At 72.9% G+C, this 19,218-nt stretch carries 20 protein-coding genes and 1 riboswitch; of the genes, 8 read left to right on the plus strand and 12 right to left on the minus strand.

The window, feature by feature from the left end; all coding sequences use genetic code 11:
- Window positions 1-56: 56 nt before the first annotated feature.
- From AC4OXY_RS41280 to AC4OXY_RS41310, 7 genes are all read right to left on the minus strand, one after another.
- Window positions 57-1,790 carry a dipeptide ABC transporter ATP-binding protein gene (locus tag AC4OXY_RS41280; RefSeq protein ID WP_491992278.1) on the minus strand — a complete coding sequence of 578 codons (1,734 nt, stop codon included), beginning with the start codon at window positions 1,788-1,790 and terminating at the stop codon, window positions 57-59.
- Complete coding sequence (locus AC4OXY_RS41285) at window positions 1,787-2,704, minus strand: ABC transporter permease (RefSeq protein WP_491992279.1); 918 nt, start codon at window positions 2,702-2,704, stop codon at window positions 1,787-1,789. Before AC4OXY_RS41285 ends, AC4OXY_RS41280 begins: the two co-directional genes overlap by 4 nt.
- Entirely contained in the window at window positions 2,701-3,660 is a 960-nt protein-coding gene (locus tag AC4OXY_RS41290; RefSeq protein WP_491992280.1) for an ABC transporter permease, read from the minus strand. The genes AC4OXY_RS41285 and AC4OXY_RS41290 overlap by 4 nt, the downstream gene beginning before the upstream one ends.
- Window positions 3,661-3,663: 3 nt before the next feature.
- On the minus strand, window positions 3,664-5,283 hold the full coding sequence (locus tag AC4OXY_RS41295; RefSeq protein ID WP_491992281.1) for an ABC transporter substrate-binding protein: 1,620 nt from the start codon (window positions 5,281-5,283) through the stop codon (window positions 3,664-3,666).
- 194 nt (window positions 5,284-5,477) lie between these two features.
- Window positions 5,478-5,594, minus strand: coding sequence for a putative leader peptide (locus tag AC4OXY_RS41300; protein ID WP_491992282.1), 117 nt, complete (start codon window positions 5,592-5,594; stop codon window positions 5,478-5,480).
- 33 nt (window positions 5,595-5,627) lie between these two features.
- Window positions 5,628-5,741: riboswitch (SAM riboswitch) on the minus strand.
- Window positions 5,742-5,810: 69 nt separating this feature from the next.
- On the minus strand, window positions 5,811-6,635 hold the full coding sequence (locus tag AC4OXY_RS41305; RefSeq protein ID WP_491992283.1) for a DUF1684 domain-containing protein: 825 nt from the start codon (window positions 6,633-6,635) through the stop codon (window positions 5,811-5,813).
- Between the two features lie 84 nt (window positions 6,636-6,719).
- A complete protein-coding gene (locus AC4OXY_RS41310) occupies window positions 6,720-7,643 on the minus strand; it encodes an LLM class F420-dependent oxidoreductase (protein ID WP_491992284.1) in 924 nt (307 codons plus the stop codon).
- 326 nt (window positions 7,644-7,969) lie between these two features.
- Between AC4OXY_RS41310 and AC4OXY_RS41315 the strand changes: the two genes are divergently transcribed.
- A complete protein-coding gene (locus tag AC4OXY_RS41315) occupies window positions 7,970-8,224 on the plus strand; it encodes a hypothetical protein (RefSeq protein WP_356034676.1) in 255 nt (84 codons plus the stop codon).
- A 72-nt stretch (window positions 8,225-8,296) separates the two neighbouring features.
- Here AC4OXY_RS41315 and AC4OXY_RS41320 read toward each other — a convergent pair whose 3' ends face one another.
- The 3 genes from AC4OXY_RS41320 to AC4OXY_RS41330 all read right to left on the minus strand — a co-directional run bounded on the left by AC4OXY_RS41320 (window position 8,297) and on the right by AC4OXY_RS41330 (window position 10,308).
- Window positions 8,297-9,112, minus strand: a complete 816-nt coding sequence (locus tag AC4OXY_RS41320; RefSeq protein ID WP_356034679.1) for an SAM-dependent methyltransferase — start codon at window positions 9,110-9,112, stop codon at window positions 8,297-8,299.
- Between the two features lie 81 nt (window positions 9,113-9,193).
- Window positions 9,194-9,412, minus strand: coding sequence for a DUF397 domain-containing protein (locus AC4OXY_RS41325; RefSeq protein ID WP_376291634.1), 219 nt, complete (start codon window positions 9,410-9,412; stop codon window positions 9,194-9,196).
- A 29-nt stretch (window positions 9,413-9,441) separates the two neighbouring features.
- The gene (locus AC4OXY_RS41330; protein ID WP_376291596.1) at window positions 9,442-10,308 is read right to left on the minus strand and encodes a Sco1979 family transcriptional regulator; all 867 of its coding nucleotides are present in this window, start codon (window positions 10,306-10,308) and stop codon (window positions 9,442-9,444) included.
- Between the two features lie 316 nt (window positions 10,309-10,624).
- Here AC4OXY_RS41330 and AC4OXY_RS41335 point away from each other — a divergent pair, with 316 nt between their 5' ends.
- From AC4OXY_RS41335 to AC4OXY_RS41350, 4 genes are all read left to right on the plus strand, one after another.
- Window positions 10,625-11,077 (plus strand): ATP-binding protein, encoded by a 453-nt coding sequence (locus AC4OXY_RS41335; RefSeq protein WP_376291599.1) that lies wholly within the window; start codon window positions 10,625-10,627, stop codon window positions 11,075-11,077.
- Window positions 11,078-11,171: 94 nt separating this feature from the next.
- Entirely contained in the window at window positions 11,172-11,564 is a 393-nt protein-coding gene (locus AC4OXY_RS41340; protein ID WP_356034689.1) for a hypothetical protein, read from the plus strand.
- A 97-nt stretch (window positions 11,565-11,661) separates the two neighbouring features.
- Window positions 11,662-12,081: an aspartate 1-decarboxylase gene (panD, locus tag AC4OXY_RS41345; RefSeq protein WP_356034692.1), complete on the plus strand. Its 420-nt coding sequence runs from the start codon at window positions 11,662-11,664 to the stop codon at window positions 12,079-12,081.
- Between the two features lie 56 nt (window positions 12,082-12,137).
- Window positions 12,138-12,482 carry a GNAT family N-acetyltransferase gene (locus tag AC4OXY_RS41350; RefSeq protein WP_356034695.1) on the plus strand — a complete coding sequence of 115 codons (345 nt, stop codon included), beginning with the start codon at window positions 12,138-12,140 and terminating at the stop codon, window positions 12,480-12,482.
- Window positions 12,483-12,938: 456 nt separating this feature from the next.
- On the opposite strand, the gene gnd is transcribed toward AC4OXY_RS41350, so the two are convergent.
- The gene (gene gnd, locus AC4OXY_RS41355; RefSeq protein WP_356034698.1) at window positions 12,939-14,381 is read right to left on the minus strand and encodes an NADP-dependent phosphogluconate dehydrogenase; all 1,443 of its coding nucleotides are present in this window, start codon (window positions 14,379-14,381) and stop codon (window positions 12,939-12,941) included.
- 271 nt (window positions 14,382-14,652) lie between these two features.
- On the opposite strand from gnd, the gene AC4OXY_RS41360 reads away from it, so the two are divergent.
- Entirely contained in the window at window positions 14,653-15,834 is a 1,182-nt protein-coding gene (locus tag AC4OXY_RS41360; protein ID WP_491992285.1) for a transglycosylase family protein, read from the plus strand.
- Here AC4OXY_RS41360 and AC4OXY_RS41365 read toward each other — a convergent pair.
- Window positions 15,804-17,054 (minus strand): DMT family transporter, encoded by a 1,251-nt coding sequence (locus AC4OXY_RS41365; protein ID WP_491992286.1) that lies wholly within the window; start codon window positions 17,052-17,054, stop codon window positions 15,804-15,806. The genes AC4OXY_RS41360 and AC4OXY_RS41365 overlap by 31 nt on opposite strands.
- 185 nt (window positions 17,055-17,239) lie before the next feature.
- On the opposite strand from AC4OXY_RS41365, the gene AC4OXY_RS41370 reads away from it, so the two are divergent.
- Both AC4OXY_RS41370 and glgA read left to right on the plus strand, forming a co-directional pair.
- Window positions 17,240-18,010, plus strand: coding sequence for a (2Fe-2S)-binding protein (locus AC4OXY_RS41370; RefSeq protein ID WP_362819539.1), 771 nt, complete (start codon window positions 17,240-17,242; stop codon window positions 18,008-18,010).
- Window positions 18,011-18,044: 34 nt separating this feature from the next.
- Entirely contained in the window at window positions 18,045-19,196 is a 1,152-nt protein-coding gene (glgA, locus tag AC4OXY_RS41375; protein WP_491992287.1) for a glycogen synthase, read from the plus strand.
- Window positions 19,197-19,218 lie beyond the last annotated feature (22 nt).

Below are 19,218 nucleotides of genomic sequence, written 5' to 3' on the forward strand. Positions count from 1 at the left end.
CGAAGCGGCGAGGGCGGACGGGTCTGCTCGGGGACGCCGTGACGACGGCGAGTGGATCACCGTGTCCGGACCGCCGAGGCGGTCCCGCTGGCGCAGGAGGGGACACGGCCGCCGGGGATCGCCGCGAGCAGCTCACGGGTGTACGCGTGGCGGGGGCGGGTGAACAGCTCTTCCGGAGGACCCGTCTCGACGACGCGGCCGGCCCGCATCACGGCGACCTGGTGCGCGATCTGGCGTACGACGGCCAGGTCGTGCGAGATGAAGAGGTACGCCACGCCCGTGTCGGCCTGCAACTCGGCCAGCAGGTCCAGGACTTGGGCCTGTACGGACACGTCGAGCGCGGAGACCGGCTCGTCGCACACCACCAGGTCGGGGGAGAGGGCGAGAGCACGGGCGACGGCCACCCGCTGACGCTGCCCGCCGGACAGCTCCGCCGGGCGGCGCTCCAGCGTGGCGGCCGGCAGCGCCACCCGGTCGAGCAGCTCGCGGGCCCGGTCGCGCCGGGAGAGGCGGTCGCCGACCCCGAAGGCGCGCAGCGGCTCGGTGATCACCTCGGCGACGGAGAAACGGGGGTCGAGCGAGGCGTACGGATTCTGGTAGACGAGCTGGGCGCGCCGGCGCAGCTGCCTCGCCCGGGCGCCTCGCGCGGTGGTGACGTCGGTACCGTCGAACAGCACCTGTCCGGCGGTCGCCTCGGCCAGCCGGAGCACCAGGCGGGCCGTGGTGGACTTGCCCGAGCCGGACTCGCCGACCAGGGCGAGGGTCCGGCCGCGGTGGAGGGCGAAGCTGACGTCGTCGACCGCGCGCAGGGTCCGGGGCCCGTCCCCGGTGCGGGGCAGCCTGAACTCCTTGACCAGGTTGCGCGCTTCGAGCAGGGGCGCGGTGTCCGCCCGCGGCGCGGGTACGGCCGTACGGGGCCGGGTGGTGGCCATGCTCGGGGCGCCGGCCAGCAGGTGGCGGGTGTACTCGTCCTGCGGGTCGGCGAGGATGTCGTGGGTCGGTCCCGCCTCCACCACCCTGCCCTGCTCCATGACCACCAGGCGCTGGGCCCGGTCGGCGGCGACGGCGAGGTCGTGGGTCACGAGCAGGACCGCGGTGCCCGACTCCTCGGTGAGGCGCTGGAGATGGTCGAGGATGACCCGCTGCACGGTGACGTCGAGGGCGCTGGTCGGCTCGTCGGCGATGATCAGTTCGGGCTCGGCGGCGACGGCGATGGCGATCAGGACGCGTTGCCGCATGCCGCCGGAGAGTTCGTGCGGGTACTGCCGGGCCCGGACGGCCGCATCGGGCAGCCCGGCCCGGTCCAGGACGGCGACCGCCTCGGCGGGGGCCGAGCGGCGGGTCGCCAGACCATGGATACGCAGGACCTCCGCGACCTGTTCGCCGATCCGCTTGACCGGGTTGAGCGAGACCGCCGGGTCCTGGGGCACCAGCCCGATCCGCGCTCCGCGCACCGTACGCAGCTCCGCCTCGGACAGTGCGGCGAGGTCGTGGCGGCCGAAGCGGATCGTGCCGGCGTCGATGCTGCCGTTGCCCGGCAGGAGCCGGGTGATGGCGTGGGCGGTCGTGCTCTTGCCGGAGCCGGACTCACCGACCACCGCCGTCACCTGCCCCGGCCGGACGTCGAGGTCCACGCCCCGGACGGCCGCGACCGCGCCGCCCCGGGTGCGGTACGACACGGACAGGCCGCGTATCTCCAGCAGTGGTGCGGTCACGTCGTCACCGTCCACGTCGTTCTCCCGTTCGGCGCGGTTTTCACGGTCACTGCGGTTCTCCCGTTCCTCGGTCATCGCTGCCGGGACCATTCGCCGTCCAGCGCGCGGGCGATGCGGTTGGCGGCCAGCACGGTCGCGGCGATCGCCAGCCCGGGCAGCGCGCTCAACCACCAGGCGTTGGCGAGGTAGTTGCGGCCGTCGGAGATCAACGTCCCCCACTCCGGGGCCGGCGGGGGCGCCCCGTAGCCGAGGAAGCTCAGCGCCGACACGGCCAGGATGGCGGAGCCGAAGTCGAGGGTGGCCAGGACGATCACCGGGCCCGCGGCATTGGGCAGCACATGCCGGCCCAGCACCGAGTACCAGCGGGCCCCGCACGACCGCGACGCCTCGACGAACACCGCCTGACGCACCCGGAGCACCTCCGCGCGAGCCACCCGGGCGAACGCGGCGACACTGGCGATGCCGACCGCGACCGCGACCTTCACCGTCCCGTATCCCAGCGCGGTGACGAGGGCCAGGGACAGGAACAGCGCGGGGATGGACAGGAGCACGTCGACGAAGCGCATGAGCACGTCGTCCACCCAGCGGCCCACGAACCCGGCGACCACGCCGAGCAGACCGCCGACGACGAACGCGACCAGCACCGCGATCAGCGTGGCCTTCAGGGACAGCTGGGCGCCGTGGACCACCCGGGAGAACACATCGCGGCCCAGCTCGTCCGTGCCGAACCAGTGGGCGCCGTTCGGGCCGCGGAAGTTCTGCGACGGCACGCCTCTCAACGGGTCCTGCGAGGTGAACAGGCCCGGCCGGAACGAGGCCAGTACCACCAGCACGAGGACGACCACCGACAGCAGCAGCCCCGGGCGGCGCACCACGAAGCGCAGCAGCCGACGCACGTCCACGCGGCGCCCCGGCCGGGGCCCCACCCCGACGCGGCGGGCCGGTCCCGGCGCCGCCTCGACCGCGTCGTCGACAAGGCTCCGGCTCATGCGGCACCCGCCCTTCCGCCCGAGGCCACCACGACCCGCGGGTCGAGCAGTGGATAGACCAGGTCGACGACCAGGTTGGTCGTCACGAAGATCAGCGACCCGAACAAGACCACCCCTTGGACCAGCGGAATGTCCTGGGCCGTGACCGCGGCCGCGGTCACCCGGCCGAGGCCGTCGCGGGAGAACACCGTCTCGACGACCACCGAACCGGCGATCAGCTGCCCCACCAGCAGACCGACGACCGTCAGCGCCGGCAGGGACGCGTTGCGCAGCGCGTGCCGCAGATGCACCCGCCACCGGCCGGCGCCCTTGGCCCGCGCGGTCTCCACAAACGCCTGATCGAGCGCCGTGAGCAGGCTCTTGGCAAGCACCTGGGCGACCTGCGCGCCGGTCGGGACCGCCAGCGTCAGGGCCGGCAGCACCAGCCCCCTCAGGCCGTCGTTGCCGAACGCCGGGAACCAGCGCAGCCGGAAGGAGAACGCCTCGACGAGCAGCAGCCCCACCCAGAACGTCGGGACGGACACCCCCAGCGGCGGCAGCGACAGCAGGAGCTGCCGCAGCCATCGCCGAGCGGTGTACGTCGCCACCAACGCCAGACCACCGCCGAGGACCACCGCGAGCAGCAGCGCCACGCCGGTCAGCTGGACGGTCTGCGGCAGCGCGTCGGCAAGCACCCGGGTGACCGGCCGGCCGGTCGCGACCGAGTCGCCGAAGTCCCCGCGCACCGCCCGGCCGAGGTACTCGGCGTACTGGACCGGTACCGGCTTGTCGAAGCCGTACTCGTGCCGCAGGGCGGCTGTCTGCCGGGGGTCGACCTGCCCCGAGTCCATTCCGGCACTGGCCATCGCCGTGACCGGGTCACCCGGCAGGTAGTCCAGCACCAGGAACGAGACCGTGTAGGCCGCCCAGAGCACCCCGACCGCCTGGGCGAGCCGTTTGATCACATAGCGGCGCACGGGCTAGCCGATCCAGGTGTCGTGCAGCTGGATCCGGCTGGAGGCGTCGAAGTCCAGGTCGTGCACCCTCTTCGAGACCCCCAGCTGGGTCTGCAGCTCCACCACCGGCGCGTAGTAGGCGTTCCGCACGATCAACTGCTCCGCCCGGGCGACCAGTTGCTCGCGTTCGGCCGGGGCCGTGGTCGTGGCCTGCGCCGACAGCGCCGTGTCCAGATCTCCCGCCGGCACGCGGTAGAAGTTGGCCAGCCCGGTGGAGAAGGAGCTGCGCAGGATGTCCGGGTCGGCACGGGTGCCGTTGCCCCAGGCCGCGTCGTAGTCGCCCGACTGGAGCGTCGGGGCGAACCGGGTGACCTGGAGCTGCTTGAGGGTCACCGCCACGCCGATGGCCTTGAGCTGCTGCTGGACCAGCTCCAGCGCGGGCTGGTTGGTGGCCGCGTTGGGGAACCAGTCGATGGTCAGGCTCAGCCTCCTGCCGTCCTTGGTCCGGATGCCGTCGCCGGCGGACTTCCAGCCGGCCGCGTCCAGCAGGGACTTCGCCTTCGCCGCGTCGAAGGCCAGATCCGGGCCGAGGCCGGTGTAGTCGGGCGTGGTGTGCGCGAGGATGCTGGTGGCCGCCCGGGTGCCGGTGGGGAACACCGTGTCGGCGATCTGCTGCCTGTCGATGCCGAACACGATCGCCCGGCGTACCCGCGCGTCCTTCAGCAGCGGTCGCGCGTTGTTGAACCCGAGGCCGAACACCACACCGGGATTGGCCCGCCGCTGGAGCGTGACCCGGCCTCCCCCGAGCGCCGCCTCGTCGGCCCTGCCGACGCTGCCGATCGCGTCCACCTGGCCGGACTGCAGACTGCCGGTGCGCACCCCCGCCTCGGGTACGACCTTGAACACCAGCCTGTCCAGGTACGCCTCGCCCTTCTTGCTCCACAGCGAGGAACCCCAGGCGTACCCGCTGCGCCTGGACAGGGTGATCGACTGGTTCTGCACGTAGCGCTGCAGCGTGAAGGGTCCGGAGCCGACCACTCCGGCACTGCACTTCTGCTGCGGTGTCCTGCGCACGCTCGCCGATGACTCGATTCCCAGCGAGTGTGTCGAAGTGGCCTGCAGGAACTGGGCGTTGGGCTTCCTGAAGGCCACCCTGACGGTGAGGGGGTCGACCACCGTGGTGCTCCTGACGCCGCTGAGGTAGCCCTCGGCCAGCGTGCCCAGCGCGCCGAGCTTCGGCACCGCGTCGAAGTTGTCCTTGACCACCTGCGCGGTCAGCCCGGACCCGTCGCTGAAGGTGACGCCCGACCTCAGGTGGAAGGTGAACGTGGTCGCGTCGGAGCTGATGTCCCAGCTCTTCGCCAGCCACGGCACGATCTTGCCGGTCCTGGGGTCCTGGTCCGTCAGGGAGTCCACGATCTGGCGCACCGAGTAGATGGTGTCGTTGCTGGCGACCTGCTGGGGGTCCACGCAGCCGGCGTCCGAACCCACCGCGAAGGTCAGGGTGCCGCCGGACCTCGCCCGGCCGCTGTCCGAGCCGGAGCCGGCGGTGCTCGACCCGCACGCGGTCAGCAGCACACTGGTGGTGAGAAGGGCGGCCAGCGCCGTCCATCGGGAGGATCTGACATCGGGAAGTGCAGTCACGGAGGGGTTTCTCCTACTCGTGTCACCAGGCACGGGGTCGCGTCCGAGGCACGGCCGCGCACAGGCGTGCGGCCCCGGCCGACAGGCGGAAACGGGGATCAGACGGAAACGGGGATCAGGCGCTGAGGGGGATCAGACGGAGACGGGAGCGGCGACGGCCGCTCCCGGCCGTCGACCGGCGGCGGGAAGGCCCGTCAGTCCTGACAGAAGGAGCTGGTCGAGCGCTTCAGGTCGATGTGGCGGCGGCGCGCAAGCCGGGAGAACACCATCGCGACGGCGAAGGAGGCACGGGGGTCGTCGCTGCGCCGCATGGCCCTCCTCCGTGTCTCCGGCCCGGTCAAGGGGCCACGCGCTTGCGGGGATCGTCGGTGATTCCGCCGGGCTTTCACCTGGAGCACCCCGCCGCGTGGGAGGGTTGCCGGCCAGCGAGCCAGGGCTTCACGCTGACACTCGATGCCGATCGCGATGCTACGGAGCGGTCTCGGCGTACGTCAATGCCGTCACCGGACGCCCTACGGCCGCCCGGCTCAGGATCCGCCGCGTTCGCGGGGAATCTTCTGACCTGCCTCGATCGCCACCGGCAGTCGGTTCTCGGCCGGTGGCAGCGGGCAGGTGGCCAGGTCCGTGTAGGCGCACGGCAGGTTCGCGGCGCGGTTGAAGTCCAGGACGACCGTGCCGTCGGCGGCGGGCGGCTCGACGGTCAGCACCCGGTTGGCGGCGTAGGTGGTGACCCCGGAGGTCGCGTCGGTGAACAGCACCATCAACCGGCCGGCACCCTGTCCGGGGAACGCGGTGAGGGACAGCTGACGCCCGTCCAGCTCGAACTCGACCCTGCCCGGAGCGTCGTACACGTGCTCAAGGCCCTCGACCGCGGCGCCCACGGTGGTCGGCCGCGGCTCGTCGAAGGGGACGTACCGGCCTGTCACCGCCCAGTGCGGGTCGGGGGAGTAGGCGGGCGTTCCGGTGAAGGCGGTACGCAGCGGCGCGTCCGGGTGCCGTGGGCGCACGATGTCGCTGCCGCCGCGCTTGGCGACCTCGATGACGGCGTCTCCCCAGACCGCGTCGACGCCGCCGCGCTCGGGAAGCACACCGAAGCGGTGTTCGCCCCGCACCGGCGCTCCGTCGACGACCAGTTCCTCGCCGTCGTCGAGGGTGACGACGACCCCGTCGGCGCCGGTGTGCCACGCCCCGGGCGCGTCGGGGAAGCGCCGCGGCCGGTCGTCGAGCCAGTGCAGGCCGGTGACCGCCAGGAACCCGTGCGGCGCGGCGAGCCGGGCCTCCTGGGCGCGGTACCAGTCCAGCCAGTTCTCGGTGAAGGCCTGGGGGTCTGCTGTGGTCGGTTCGGTGGTCATGGGTTCCCTGTCTCTTCTCGGTCGCGCGAGGCTCGTCCTCGCACAGGAGGGGACGGTGCCGGGCCGACGGCCCGACGGGCCTGCTCAGCCCGCCAGTTCGCCGAGGAGCGCCCAGGTGCGCCGGCGGTCGGCTTCTCCCGCGATCTCGGTGCCGGAGAAGACGACCTCGGTGGCCCCGGCGTCGCGGTAACGCCGTACCTCGGCTGCGACCGTCTTCTCGTCGCCGATCGCCGCCAGGTCGCCGGCCCGTTGGCCGCCGGAGAGTTCGACGACCCGTGCGTAGGACGGGATCTGTTCGTAGAACGCGAGGCTCTCGACGGCCTTCGCCCGCACCGCGTCCACGTCGTCCGTGACGACGCCGGGCACTAGGGCCACGACCCGCGGCGCGGGACGGCCGGCGGCCTCGGCCGCGGCGGTCAGGGCGGGAACGATGTGGTCCGCCAGGGCGCGCGGTCCCGCCAGATACGGCAGGATCCCGTCCGCCAGCTCACCGCTGACCCGCAGCGCCTGCGGCCCCATCGCGGCGACCAGCACGGGGACGCCGCCCTCCGCACCCGGCACGCGCGCCGGTACCGGAGTGGTGGCGGTGAGCAGCTCACCGTGGAAGTCGGCCGTACCGGTCCGGGTCAACTGCCGCAGTGCCGTGAGGAATTCACGCAACCGCGCGATGGGGCGTTCGAAGGGCAGGCCGAAGCCGGTCTCCGTCAGCAGTTTGGTGCCGAGGGCGAGACCGAGGTGGTAGCGGCCGTGGGTCGCGGCCTGGGCGGTCTGGGCCTGGCTGGAGACGAGCAGCGGGTGCCGGCCGAAGACGGGGATCGCGGAGGTGCCCACCTGCAGCGAAGGCACCGAGCGCCCGACGATCGCGGCGAGCTGGGGTGAGTCCGCGCCGAAGGTCTGGCCGAACCAGGCCGACCGCAGGCCGGCGGCCGCGGCCTCCTGGGCGAGCTGCACGGTGGCGTCGACCTGGTTCCGGGCGTCGGTCGCGTTGAGCGCTACTCCAACAGTCATGCCAGTCAGAACGGGCGCCGGCCGCACACGCATTCCGGCCCGCGTGTGACAGCTTCTTGTCAGTCATGTGTACAGGAGCCGAGCCTCCCTCCGATCCCGAGGGCGCCAACTGGCCGAAGACGCCGAAGGGTTCGGCATTCGTGACCGGTACGACGGGCGCGATCCCGGTGGGGCCCGCGGAGCCGGACAAGGGCGTTCCTGCCAGGTCGTCGCCACCACCGACACGGCGCTCGAAGAGCCGTTGATCCCACATTGCTAAAAGACCCGCATATAGGCTCATATCGCGTCAATTCAGGACTGCGTCCCCCGTAAGAAAGGGTCGAACCATGCGTAGGATTCAGCGTGCTGCCGTCGTGGCCGCGGTGGTCACGGGGCTGTCCGCCCTCGGTGCCGGCGCCAGCTTCGCCGACGGCTACGACGCCCCTCCCAGCCCTCCGCAGATCACCGCCGTGGCCCATTCCCAGGCCCGCGCCGTAGCCGTCGGAGGCGGTACCGCGGTGGCCAACTCGCAGGCCAACGCCGTGGCGACGTGGGGCGGATACCAGTACGGTCAACCGCAGTACGCCGCCCCGTCGGCGTGACGCGGCCGACTGACGTCGGGCGCGCGGATGCTGCTGGTGCCCAGCCGGTCGAACGACCCGGCCGGGCCCCGGCTAGCGTTTGATGCCCACGCCCGCCAACAGGCTGATCTGGGCGTCCGTGGGCTCCGTCCCGTCGGCCGGTCCGGCGGGCCGCCAGCGGTGACAGCACACGATGCCGGGGTCGACCAGGTCGAGTCCGTCGAAGAAGCGGCGGACGTCGCTGTGCGAACGGAACTGCACCGGAGACCCGGACTTGGTGTAGACCTCCGCGACCTTGTTCCAGGTGACGGGGTCGAAGTCGGGCGTGCAGTGGTTCATGGCGAGGGCGCTGCCCACCGGGAGCGGGTCGAGCAGCCGGCGGACGATGGCGTACGGGTCGTGCGGGTCGGTGATGAAGTGCATGAGCGCGTTGAGGGAGAGGGCGATGGGCTGGTCGAAGTCCAGGACCTCCGAGGCCTCCACGGCGCTCATCAGCGCATCGGGGTCCCTGACGTCGCCCTCGATGTAGGCCGTGCGTCCCTGCGTCGTGCTGCGCATGAGGCGTTCGGCGTACTTCAGGACGAGGGGGTCGTTGTCGGCGTACACGACGCGGGCGTCGACCGCGACGGACTGGGCGACCTGGTGCAGGTTGGGCTCGGTCGGGATGCCCGTGCCGATGTCCAGCCACTGGCGGATGCCGTGCTCCTGCGCCAGGACCCGGGTGGCCCGGTGCATGAACGCCCGGTTCTCGCGGGCCGTCACATAGATGCCGGGGTGGGCCTGGGCGGCGACGAGGGCCGCCTCCTTGTCGATCTCGAAGTGGTCCTTGCCGCCGAGGAAGTAGTCGTACATCCGGGCCGAGTGCGCCTTGCTCGTGTCGAGATCCCGGCCGGCCTGCCTGGTGGTCATGTTCTCCCCTTCACGCGTGTGTCTGTCGGCCCAAAGGCCCGGAGCGGGACCGGTGTCGTCGTCCCGTACGTCCGCCGCCGGTCACCCGGCGGCCAAGTGATCGGCCAGGCCCTCTTTGACCCCGCGGACGAACGCGGCGATCTCCTCCGGTGCGTAGATCAGCGCCGGACCGGCCGGGTCGGTCGACTGCCGTACGGCGACACGGCCGTCGGCGAGCAGTTTCGTCTCGACGCACTGGCCGCCGTTCGGTCCGCTCCAGGGGCGCTCCCAGCCCTGTTCCCCGAGGTCGCGGGCCGGCATCCCGTTGTAGACGCCCTCGTCGGTGAATGTCACGAGTACTCCTTGCGTATGCGGTTCAAGAGCGCCCTGCTGTCCTCCGACGACGTCAGCAGCGCCATACGGGAATGCGCTTCGAGATGGGAGACGACGTCCGCGCGCTGGTCCAGGTAGACGGAGGCGGAGAGAAGTTCGCTGTAGACGATGTCGGGCAGCTCGGGTTCCTCGAACCGGAAATACGTGAACGGGGCACACGCCCCGACATGCGCACCCGCGGCGAAGGGCACGACGTCGATGCTGACGTGCGCGAGCTCGGACATGTCCAGCAGCCGCTCGATCTGCTCCCGCATCACGTCCGGGCTGCCCACCACCCGGTGCAGGACCGCTTCCTCCATCACCACCCACAACGTGGGGGCGTCCTCCCGCTCCAGCAGGCTCTGGCGGCGCAGCCGCAGCTCCACGCGGCGCGCGAGCTCCTCCTCGCTCCCGTTCGGCAACCCGCCGCGCAGTACGGCGTGGGCGTAGTCGCGGGTCTGCAGAAGGCCGGTGACGTACAGGGGTTCATAGGTGCGCAGGGTCTTGGCGCTGGTCTCCAGGCTGACGTACGCGGTGAACCAGCTGGGGACGGCGTCGCGGTACGAGTGCCACCAGCCGGGCTCGTTGGCCTGCTCGGCCAGGTCGACGAACTCGTCGACCACCTGGCGGTCCGCCCCGTAGGTCTCCAGGAGCTTCTCCACGTAGAGAGGCTTCAGCGCGACCTCGGCCTTTTCCAGCCGGCGGATCGTCAGGGGCGTCACGCGCAGGGCTTTTGCCGCGTCCTCCAGCGAGGCACCGGCGTCGAGCCGCATGTCCTGCAGCCGACGGCCGAGGATCATACGCAGGACCGTCGGTGCGCTGGTCCCGGAACGGGCCTCGCTCACGCCCAACCTCCTGAAGAACTGTCAACGCCGCCATTCTGGCAGTGGCTTGATGGTGCCGCCAGGGTGATACCCGCACTGCTGAAATTATCAGGGAGTCGGTTGCAGCGTGAGCGCGATCACGCGCATAGTTGACATGTGAGCGGTCAAGTCACAGCTCTGACACGGCATCCGGCCCGGACGGGACACGCGACGCCGATGCCGTCGTCGGCACCCCGTCGCGGGGCGCCTGCCTCGTCATACGCCTCTCACCGCTCGTGCTGGAGCCCGCATCCCCCCACCGAGCCCGCCCCCGAGAAGGCACTGGAAGGCGACATCCGTGACTCTGCCCACGCCCTCAGCCCCGGCCCCCGCCTTGGCCACGACCCTGCCTCGCCGGGAGTACTGGTTCGGCCTGCCCGCCCTGCGCACCAGTGTGAGATCCGCCCGCGACACCGTGCGCGACCGGCTCCGTGCCTGGCAGGTACCCGGCGACACGTGCTGCGACGCGGTGCTGCTGGTCTCCGAGCTGACCACGAACGCCGTGCTCCACACCGACAGCGGTCATGTCCTGTGCGGCCTCACGCTGACCGGCGACGCGCGGCGCCTGCGGATCGAACTCCACGACGACGGCCCCACCCCGGTCCGCCCGCCCGAGGACCACGCCGGCCCCGGCGAGGAGAACGGGCGGGGCCTGTTCCTCGTGCAGCAACTTGCCGACCGCTGGGGCTCCGCATGTTCGACGCGGGCCGAAGGAAAGGTCGTCTGGGCCGAGTTGACGGCCTGCCCCTGATGCCATCGGCACCGGCCGGCGCCGCGCGGCCCCGCCACGTCCCCTTCGCGCTGCGAGGAATCCCTTCTCCTCGATCCACCTACAGAAGGCGCCCATGACCCGCCACGGCGAAACCGCTCCTCCTGTCGTGCTGTACGTATGCGCCGACCGAGCCCGGGGCGCGTCCGGGTCGGCCACGCAGTGCGCGCGGACGGAAGGCCACGCGTTCGCCCGGGAGCGCGGACTGACGATCGCCGAGGTCGTCACCGACACGTACGGTGAGCCCGACCCGGCCCGGCGCAGAGGGTGGCGGCGGGTGAGACAGCTGGTACAGACGGGCCACGTCACCGCGGTGCTCGTCCGCTGGCCCAGCGCCATCGCCCCGGAGTCCGCGCACGAACTCCGGCACCGCGAGACCGCCTGGCTCCACGACCACGGCGTGCGCGTCTGCTACACGTGGGCGCCCTTGTCGTCGAGGAGCGCACCGGATCCACCGCATCCCGGATGAACTCTCCGAGGCCGGCCGGAAACGCAGCCGCGCTAGAGTGGCATGCAGCCCTTGACCTGCACAAAGCGGGCAGGGAGCCGAATTCCGGGAGCATTGCATGCTGCGTACCATGTTCAAGTCCAAGATTCACCGCGCCACCGTCACCCAGGCCGACCTGCACTACGTGGGATCGGTGACCATCGACGCGGACCTGCTCGACGCCGCCGACCTGCTGCCCGGCGAGCTCGTGCACATCGTCGACATCACCAACGGCGCCCGGCTGGAGACGTACGTCATCGAGGGCGAGCGCGGTTCCGGGGTCATCGGGATCAACGGAGCCGCCGCCCATCTGGTGCACCCCGGCGACCTGGTGATCATCATCAGTTACGCTCAGGTCACCGACGCCGAGGCGCGACAGCTGCGGCCGCGGGTGGTACACGTCGACGGCGGCAACCGGATCGTGTCCCTCGGCGCCGACCCGTCCGAGCCGGTGCCCGGCTCGGACCAGCGGCGCAGCCCGCAGGCCCGCCCGGCCTGACGGGCCCGGACCGACGGGTCCGCCGGACCAGGACGAGACCAGGAGCGTGTGAGCCCATGAGCGAGATCGAGATCCGCGACGACCGGGCGGCGGGCCGCCTGGAGGCCGTCGGCGCCGGCGAGGTCGTCGGCCACGTCGAGTACTTCGTGCTGGAGTCGCCCGCGCGCGCCCTGGTCCCGGTCCACACCATCGTCGAGCCCGCCCACGAGGGCAAGGGCATCGCCGGCTCGCTCGCCCGCGAGCTGTACGCCCTCGCCGAGCGCGAGGGCGTCCCGGTGGCCCCGCTGTGCCCGTACGTCGTCAAGTGGGCCGAACGCCACCCCGAGGTCGCCCCGCCGGCGGACCCGGAGCTGCTGTCGGCCGCGAAGCAGTGGCTGCGGGAACACCCCGGCCGCTTCTGAGCGCACGGCCAGGGGGTCCCAGCGCGTGAGCGGAGCCGAGTGCGGGGGAGCCGCCCGCGACGCCGGGACGATCCGGACGACACCCCCCGGCCCTGTCGGGTGGGTGACCCGCGGCCGCCGGGCAGACGGGGGGACCGGTCCGGAGGGACGATGAGTCCACAAGGCCCACGCCCCGCGACCGCCCGGAGGCCCCCATGACCACCCCGGACCCCTACCCCACCCCGGTCCCACCTCCGGCACCCCCGCCCCGGCCGACCCCGCCGGAGCCGGAACCACAGCCCCCACAGCCCCCGCCGCCCCCGGCCCCGGTCCCACCGGAACCGTCGCCGTCCCCGATCCCCCCGGGCCCGGAACCGGTCCCGAACCCGGAGCCGGGACCGCCGCTCACCTGAAGACCCGGGGGCGGGAACGAAGGGGCGCGGGGCTGTGCCGATGCCGCACGAAGCGCCCGCGCCCCTACGCGGAGACCTCGCTGCGGTCCCCGCCCCACAGCGTGTGGAACGCCCCGTCCCGGTCCACCCGCCGGTACGTGTGCGCCCCGAAGAAGTCCCGCTGCCCCTGCGTGAGCGCCGCGGGCAGCCGCTCCGCCCGCAACGCGTCGTAGTACGCCAGCGCCGCCGAGAAGCCGGGCGTCGGCACGCCCTCCCGCACCGCCGCGATCACCACGTCACGCCAGTCGTCCTGCGCGCCCGCGATCTCCCGGGCGAACGTCTCGTCCGACAGCAGGCTCGGCAGGTCGGCGCGGGCGTCGTACGCCGCGCGGATGCGGTCCAGGAACGCCGCCCGGATGATGCAGCCGCCCCGCCAGATCGACGCGACCTTGCCGAGGTCGATGTCCCAGCCGTACTCCTCGCTGCCCGCGGTGATCTCGTGGAAGCCCTGCGTGTACGACACGATCTTGGACGCGTACAGCGCCTGCTCCACCTGGTCGGCGAAGGCGGCCGCCTCCTCCTTGCCCAGCGGCGCCGCCTTCGGGCCGGTCAGCCCCTGCGAGGCCGCGCGCAGCTGCGCGTGCCCGGACAGCGAGCGGGCGAAGACCGCCTCCGCGATGCCGGACACCGGAACGCCCAGGTCCAGCGCGATCTGCACCGTCCAGCGGCCGGTGCCCTTCTGCTCGGCCTGGTCGACCACGACGTCCACGAACGGCTTGCCGGTCGCCGCGTCCACGTGGGACAGCACCTCGGCGGTGATCTCGATCAGGTAGGAGTCGAGACGGCCCTGGTTCCAGGTGCGGAAGATGTCCGCGATCTCGGCGGGGGAGTACCCGGCGACATCGCGCAGCAGCTGGTACGCCTCGCCGATCAGCTGCATGTCGGCGTACTCGATGCCGTTGTGGACCATCTTCACGAAGTGCCCGGCGCCGTCGGGGCCCACGTGCGTCACACAGGGCGCGCCGTCCTTCTCCGCCTTCGCGGAGATCTTCTCCAGCATCGGGCCCAGCGAGTCGTACGACTCCTTCGGGCCGCCCGGCATGATGCTCGGCCCGTGCAGCGCGCCCTCCTCGCCGCCGGAGACGCCCATGCCGACGAAGTGGATGCCCTGCTCGCGCAACGCCTTCTCGCGGCGCCGGGTGTCCGCGAAGTGCGCGTTGCCACCGTCGATGATCATGTCGCCGGGCTCCAGCAGCGGCGCGAACTCCTCGATCACCGCGTCCGTCGGGCCGCCCGCCTTGACCATGATGACCAGGCGGCGCGGACGCTCCAGCGCCGCGACGAACTCCTCGGCGGTCTCCGCGGCGATGAAGTCGCCCTCGCCGCCGAACCCCTCCACCAGCGCCTTGGTCCGCGCCACCGTACGGTTGTGCACGGCGACGGTGTAGCCGTTGCGGGCGAAGTTCCGGGCGAGGTTGCGGCCCATGACCGCGAGGCCCGTGACACCGATCTGCGCTGAAGTGCTCATGCCGCCTGCTTCCTGGTTGCCTCGTGACTACGGCTCCGTCAGTACGGGCCCTCGCCCATCTTGACCTGCCGACCTGGCGAGCGCACATGAGACCCGCCAGGCTTGAGTACGCGGCGACGGCGCCGGGAGCCTCACCCCTTCGCCGATCAGGCCAAGAGGGGGCCGTTCCCGGCCACTTGAGGGGCGTGGGAGGCCGGATTTCCGTCTTGTCATGGCCTGTTCGCCGCGCTTAGTTTTGCCCCTCCTGACGCATGCCGAGGGGAATTCGGACATGGCCGTACGCGGCCGGCATCGCCGGTACCAGCCGAACAGGATCAACCGCGCCTCACTCACCGTCACGGCGGGCGGCGCCGGACTCGCGATTCCGCTGGTCGCCGCCGGCACCGCCGACGCGGCCGACGCCTCCACCTGGAACAAGGTCGCCGCCTGCGAGTCCAGCGGCGACTGGAGCATCAACACCGGCAACGGCTTCTACGGCGGACTCCAGTTCACCCGGTCCACCTGGGAGGCGTACGGCGGCACGCGGTACGCGCCGCGCGCCGACCTCGCGAGCCGCGAGCAGCAGATGGCCGTCGCCGAGCGGGTCCTCGACGCCCAGGGGCCCGGCGCCTGGCCGGTCTGCTCGGTGCGGGCCGGACTGAACCGGGGGGACGCCGAGCCCGGCGCCCACACGGACAGCGCCGCGACACGCCCGGTGCCCGCGGCGAAGGAGAGCACCGGGAAGAGCGCGCGGCGGAGCACCGGGGAGGGGACGTCCGTACGGGACGTGACGCCCCAGACCACCCCGCAGTCGCGGGCCGGCCGCGCCGAGATGTACACGGTGGTGCGCGGCGACACGCTCTCCGGCATCGCGCAGGACCACCAGGTGCGCGGCGGCTGGCGCGGCCTCTACGCCGGCAACCGCAGGACGATCGGCGCCGACCCCGACCTGATCCTGCCGGGCCAGCGGCTCAGCCTGCACGGCACGGCTGCCGCCGGCACCAAGTCCCCGAGGCGCAAGGCCCCTTCGGAGCACACGAGCACCCCGCACCGGACCACGAGCACGGGCCGTACGCTCGTCGCCCCGGTCAACGCCCCGATCGGCACCGGCTATCGGGTGGCCGGCGTGCACTGGTCGAAGGGCTACCACACCGGCGTCGACTTCCTCGTGCCGACCGGCACCTCCGTGAAGGCCGTGGAGGCCGGGCAGGTGGTGGCCGCCGGCTGGGGCGGCTCCTACGGCTACCAGGTGGTGATCCGGCACGCCGACGGCCGCTACAGCCAGTACGGCCATCTGTCGGCGATCACCGTGCGGATCGGGCAGAGCGTCACCGCCGGCCGGCGCATCGGCCGTTCGGGCGCGACCGGAAACGTCACCGGTCCGCATCTGCACTTCGAGATGCGGACCGGACCCGACTTCGGCACGGACATCGACCCGCTCGCCTATCTGCGGGCGGGCGGCGTCACGATCTGACCCCCGCACCGGTTCGGGCGCAGGACCGGCAGCGACACGACCGCGCCCGCGGCCTGCGCCGTGTACGTCACGGGGAACACGCGGCCCGCGGGCGGGCCGGGCGGCTCGCCGCCCTCGGCGTCCGCGGTGTCCGCCCCGCCGCCCGTGGCGGGGCGGACACCGCGGGAACCGTCCCCGTCCGCGGCCGGGTCGACGGGGCGGCCCCGGGCCGGCACCAGCAGGTCGGGCACGACCGGCGCGTCGAGCCCGCCGCCGTCCTCGGCGGGCGCGGGCGGCTCCGCCTCGCCCGGCGCCGGCACGCGCTGCGGGGGCAGGCCCGGCAGCGCCTCCGGCTGCGCGGCCACCGGGCCCGCGCCCGGCGTCGGGCCGTCCGCCGCCGCGGGCGGGCCCGTGCGCTCGATCCGCTCGGTCGTCAGCATGACCAGACCGCCCGCCGCGACCACGCCGCAGCTGAGGGCGAGTCCGCTGCCCACACCGCCGTAGCGAAACGTCTCGCCGAACATCAGAATGCCGACGGCGGCCGCCAGCACGGGGTTGACCACCGTCAGCGTGGCCAGCGGGGCGGCGAGCCCGGCGCCCCGGTAGGAGGCCTGGGAGAGCACCACGCCCGCGCCGGCGAACAGGGCGATCACGGCGAGCGAGGGCAGGTCGTGGAGGTCGATGCCGCGGGTCCAGTCCTCGGCGACCGCCTTGGTGAACACCGACGACATGCCGAACGCCACGCCGGAGGCCGTGGCGAGGAGCACGCCGCGCACCGCGGGGTGCCGGTGGGCGGCCAGTCCCGCGAGCGTCAGCCCCGCGGTCGCGCCGCCGGTGACCAGCACCACCGCGATCCGCTGGGCCGTGTCGAGGGAGTGGGCGTCGGTGGAGCCGACGAGGGACAGCAGACCGGCGAGGCCCACCGTGGCCATGAGGGCGCCGCGCCAGGCGGTCGCCCCGGCCCCGCGGCCGACGAACAGCGCCGCCATCGGCAGCGCGAAGACGATGGTCAGCGCGCCGAGCGGCTGGACGAGACTGAGCGGACCGTAGGCCAGCGCCACCACGTGCAGGACGCCGCCGAGACCGTTGAGCGCCAGCGCCCCCCACCAACTCGGGCGGCGCAGCGGCATGTAGGCACTGTCCGGGCAGGAGACCGCCACCTGCTCCTGCACGATCGCGCCGCCCGCGTAGGCGAGGGCGGACACGACCGACAGCAGCACGGACAGCGCGAGGGCGCTCATCGGCGTCTCCGCTGCGGCGGGCACGGGCGTGGGCGCGGGCCCGGAGCCCGGTGCGGCGTACGGTCGGCTTCCATGGCGAACACTCTGCCGGTCCGGGCCGTTCCCGTCGTCGTACCTGAGCACCCAATGCGTCCTACTGCCGATGGAGTACGGCAGTGACCTGATCATCCTTGGGACGGGTGTCCCTGGTACTACTGCCTGTCGTGGACCTCGACCCCGAACTCGCCGCCCTCCGCCCGCTCGGCGGCTTCTTCGTCCTGCGCACCGCCGGAGCGGCGCCCGCCGGCTGCCCGCCGACGACGCTCGCGGACGCGTACGCGACGCCGCCCCCGGACGGTCACCGCGACCCCCTCGCCGCACGGATCGCCCTGGTCGCGCGGCGGCTGCGCGCCCCCGAACCGCGGGTCGCCGTCTCCGTCGCGCAGCAGGGACTCGCCGCCCGGCTGTGGTCGGCGGCCCTCGGCTGCGCCGCCCGCTACGGCCGGCTGCCCGACCTCGACCCCCGACTGCTGCGCTGGGACCCCCTGGCATCCGCCCCCGACGACCTGTGGCTGGCCGAGGTCCGTGCGCTGCCCGGGGACCCCGACCTCGGCACCGCGATCCTGCACGGGCATCTGGAACCCCTGGCGCGGACCCTGACGGCCCGCTACGGGATCGCGGCCGGGCTGCTGTGGGGCAACGCGGGCTCGGCGCTCGCGGGAGCGGCCCGGGAACTGGACCGCTGGGCCCGGGCGCACGGCCGAGGGGACGTGGCCGAGCGGGCCCACGCGCTGACCGACGCGCTCTTCGCCCACCCCCTGCTGCGCCCCACCGGCACCCGCACCCGCACCGGCACCGCGTTCCGCCGCCGCAGCTGCTGTCTGTACTACCGCGTGCCCGGCGGCGGGGTCTGCGGCGACTGCTGCTTCACGCGGCCTCCGCGCTCTTCCCCGGGGGCCGCATCCGGGCGACCATGAGGGGAAGCTGCCGCCGGGACAAAGGGGTTGTCGGGTGCGAGTGGGACTGCTGACCCGGGAGTACCCCCCGGACGTGTACGGCGGCGCCGGTGTCCATGTGGAGTTCCTGGCGCGGGAGTTGGCCTCCCTGGTCGACCTGGAGGTGCACTGCTGGGGCGAGGGCCGTGGGGTCGGCGTCGTACGCCACCGGTCCTGGTCCGCGCTCGACGGCGCCAACGACGCGCTGCGCACCTTCTCCGTGGACCTGTCGATGGCCGCCGCGCTGGAGGGCCGCGAGCTGGTCCACTCCCACACCTGGTACGCGGGCCTCGCCGGCCATGTCGCCAAGCTGCTCCACGGCATCCCGCACGTGGTCACCGCGCACTCCCTGGAGCCGCTGCGCCCCTGGAAGGCGGAGCAACTGGGCGGCGGATACGCGCTGTCGGGCTGGGCCGAGCGCACCGCCGTCGAGGCCGCCGACGCGGTGATCGCCGTGTCCGGCGCCATGCGCGAGGACATCCTCACCTGCTACCCGGCGCTGGACCCGGCGCGCGTCCACGTCGTGCACAACGGGATCGACACCCGCCTGTACCGCCCCGGCCCCGGCACCGACGCCCTCCTGCGCCACGGCATCGACCCCGCCCGGCCCTATGTCCTGTTCGTCGGCCGGATCACCCGCCAGAAGGGCGTGCCCCATCTGCTGCGCGCCGTACGGGACATCGACCCGGGCGCCCAGGTCGTGCTGTGCGCGGGAGCCCCGGACACCCCCGGGATCGACCGCGAGTTCCGGGAGCTGTTCGAGGAGGTGAGCCGGGCCCGCGCGGGTGTGTTCTGGATCCCGCAGATGCTGCCGCGCACGGAGGTGATCCAACTCCTCACCCGGGCCGCCGTGTTCGTGTGTCCGTCGGTGTACGAGCCGCTCGGCATCGTCAACCTGGAGGCGATGGCGTGCGGCACGCCGGTCGTGGCCTCCCGGGTCGGGGGGATCCCCGAGGTGGTCGCGGACGGCGCGACGGGCCTGCTGGTGGACGTGGACGACGGCTTCGAGGCGGGTCTGGCCCGGGCGCTGGACACCGTGCTCGGCGACCCGGCGGCGGCCCGCCGGATGGGGGAGGCCGGACGGGTGCGCGCGGTGGGGGAGTTCGGCTGGGACGCCGTGGCCCGGCGCACCGCCGCGCTGTACGAGGAGATCCGCAAGGGGGCTTGAGCCCGGCGGGCTGCGGGCATCC

Source organism: Streptomyces sp. HUAS MG56, assembly GCF_058673395.1.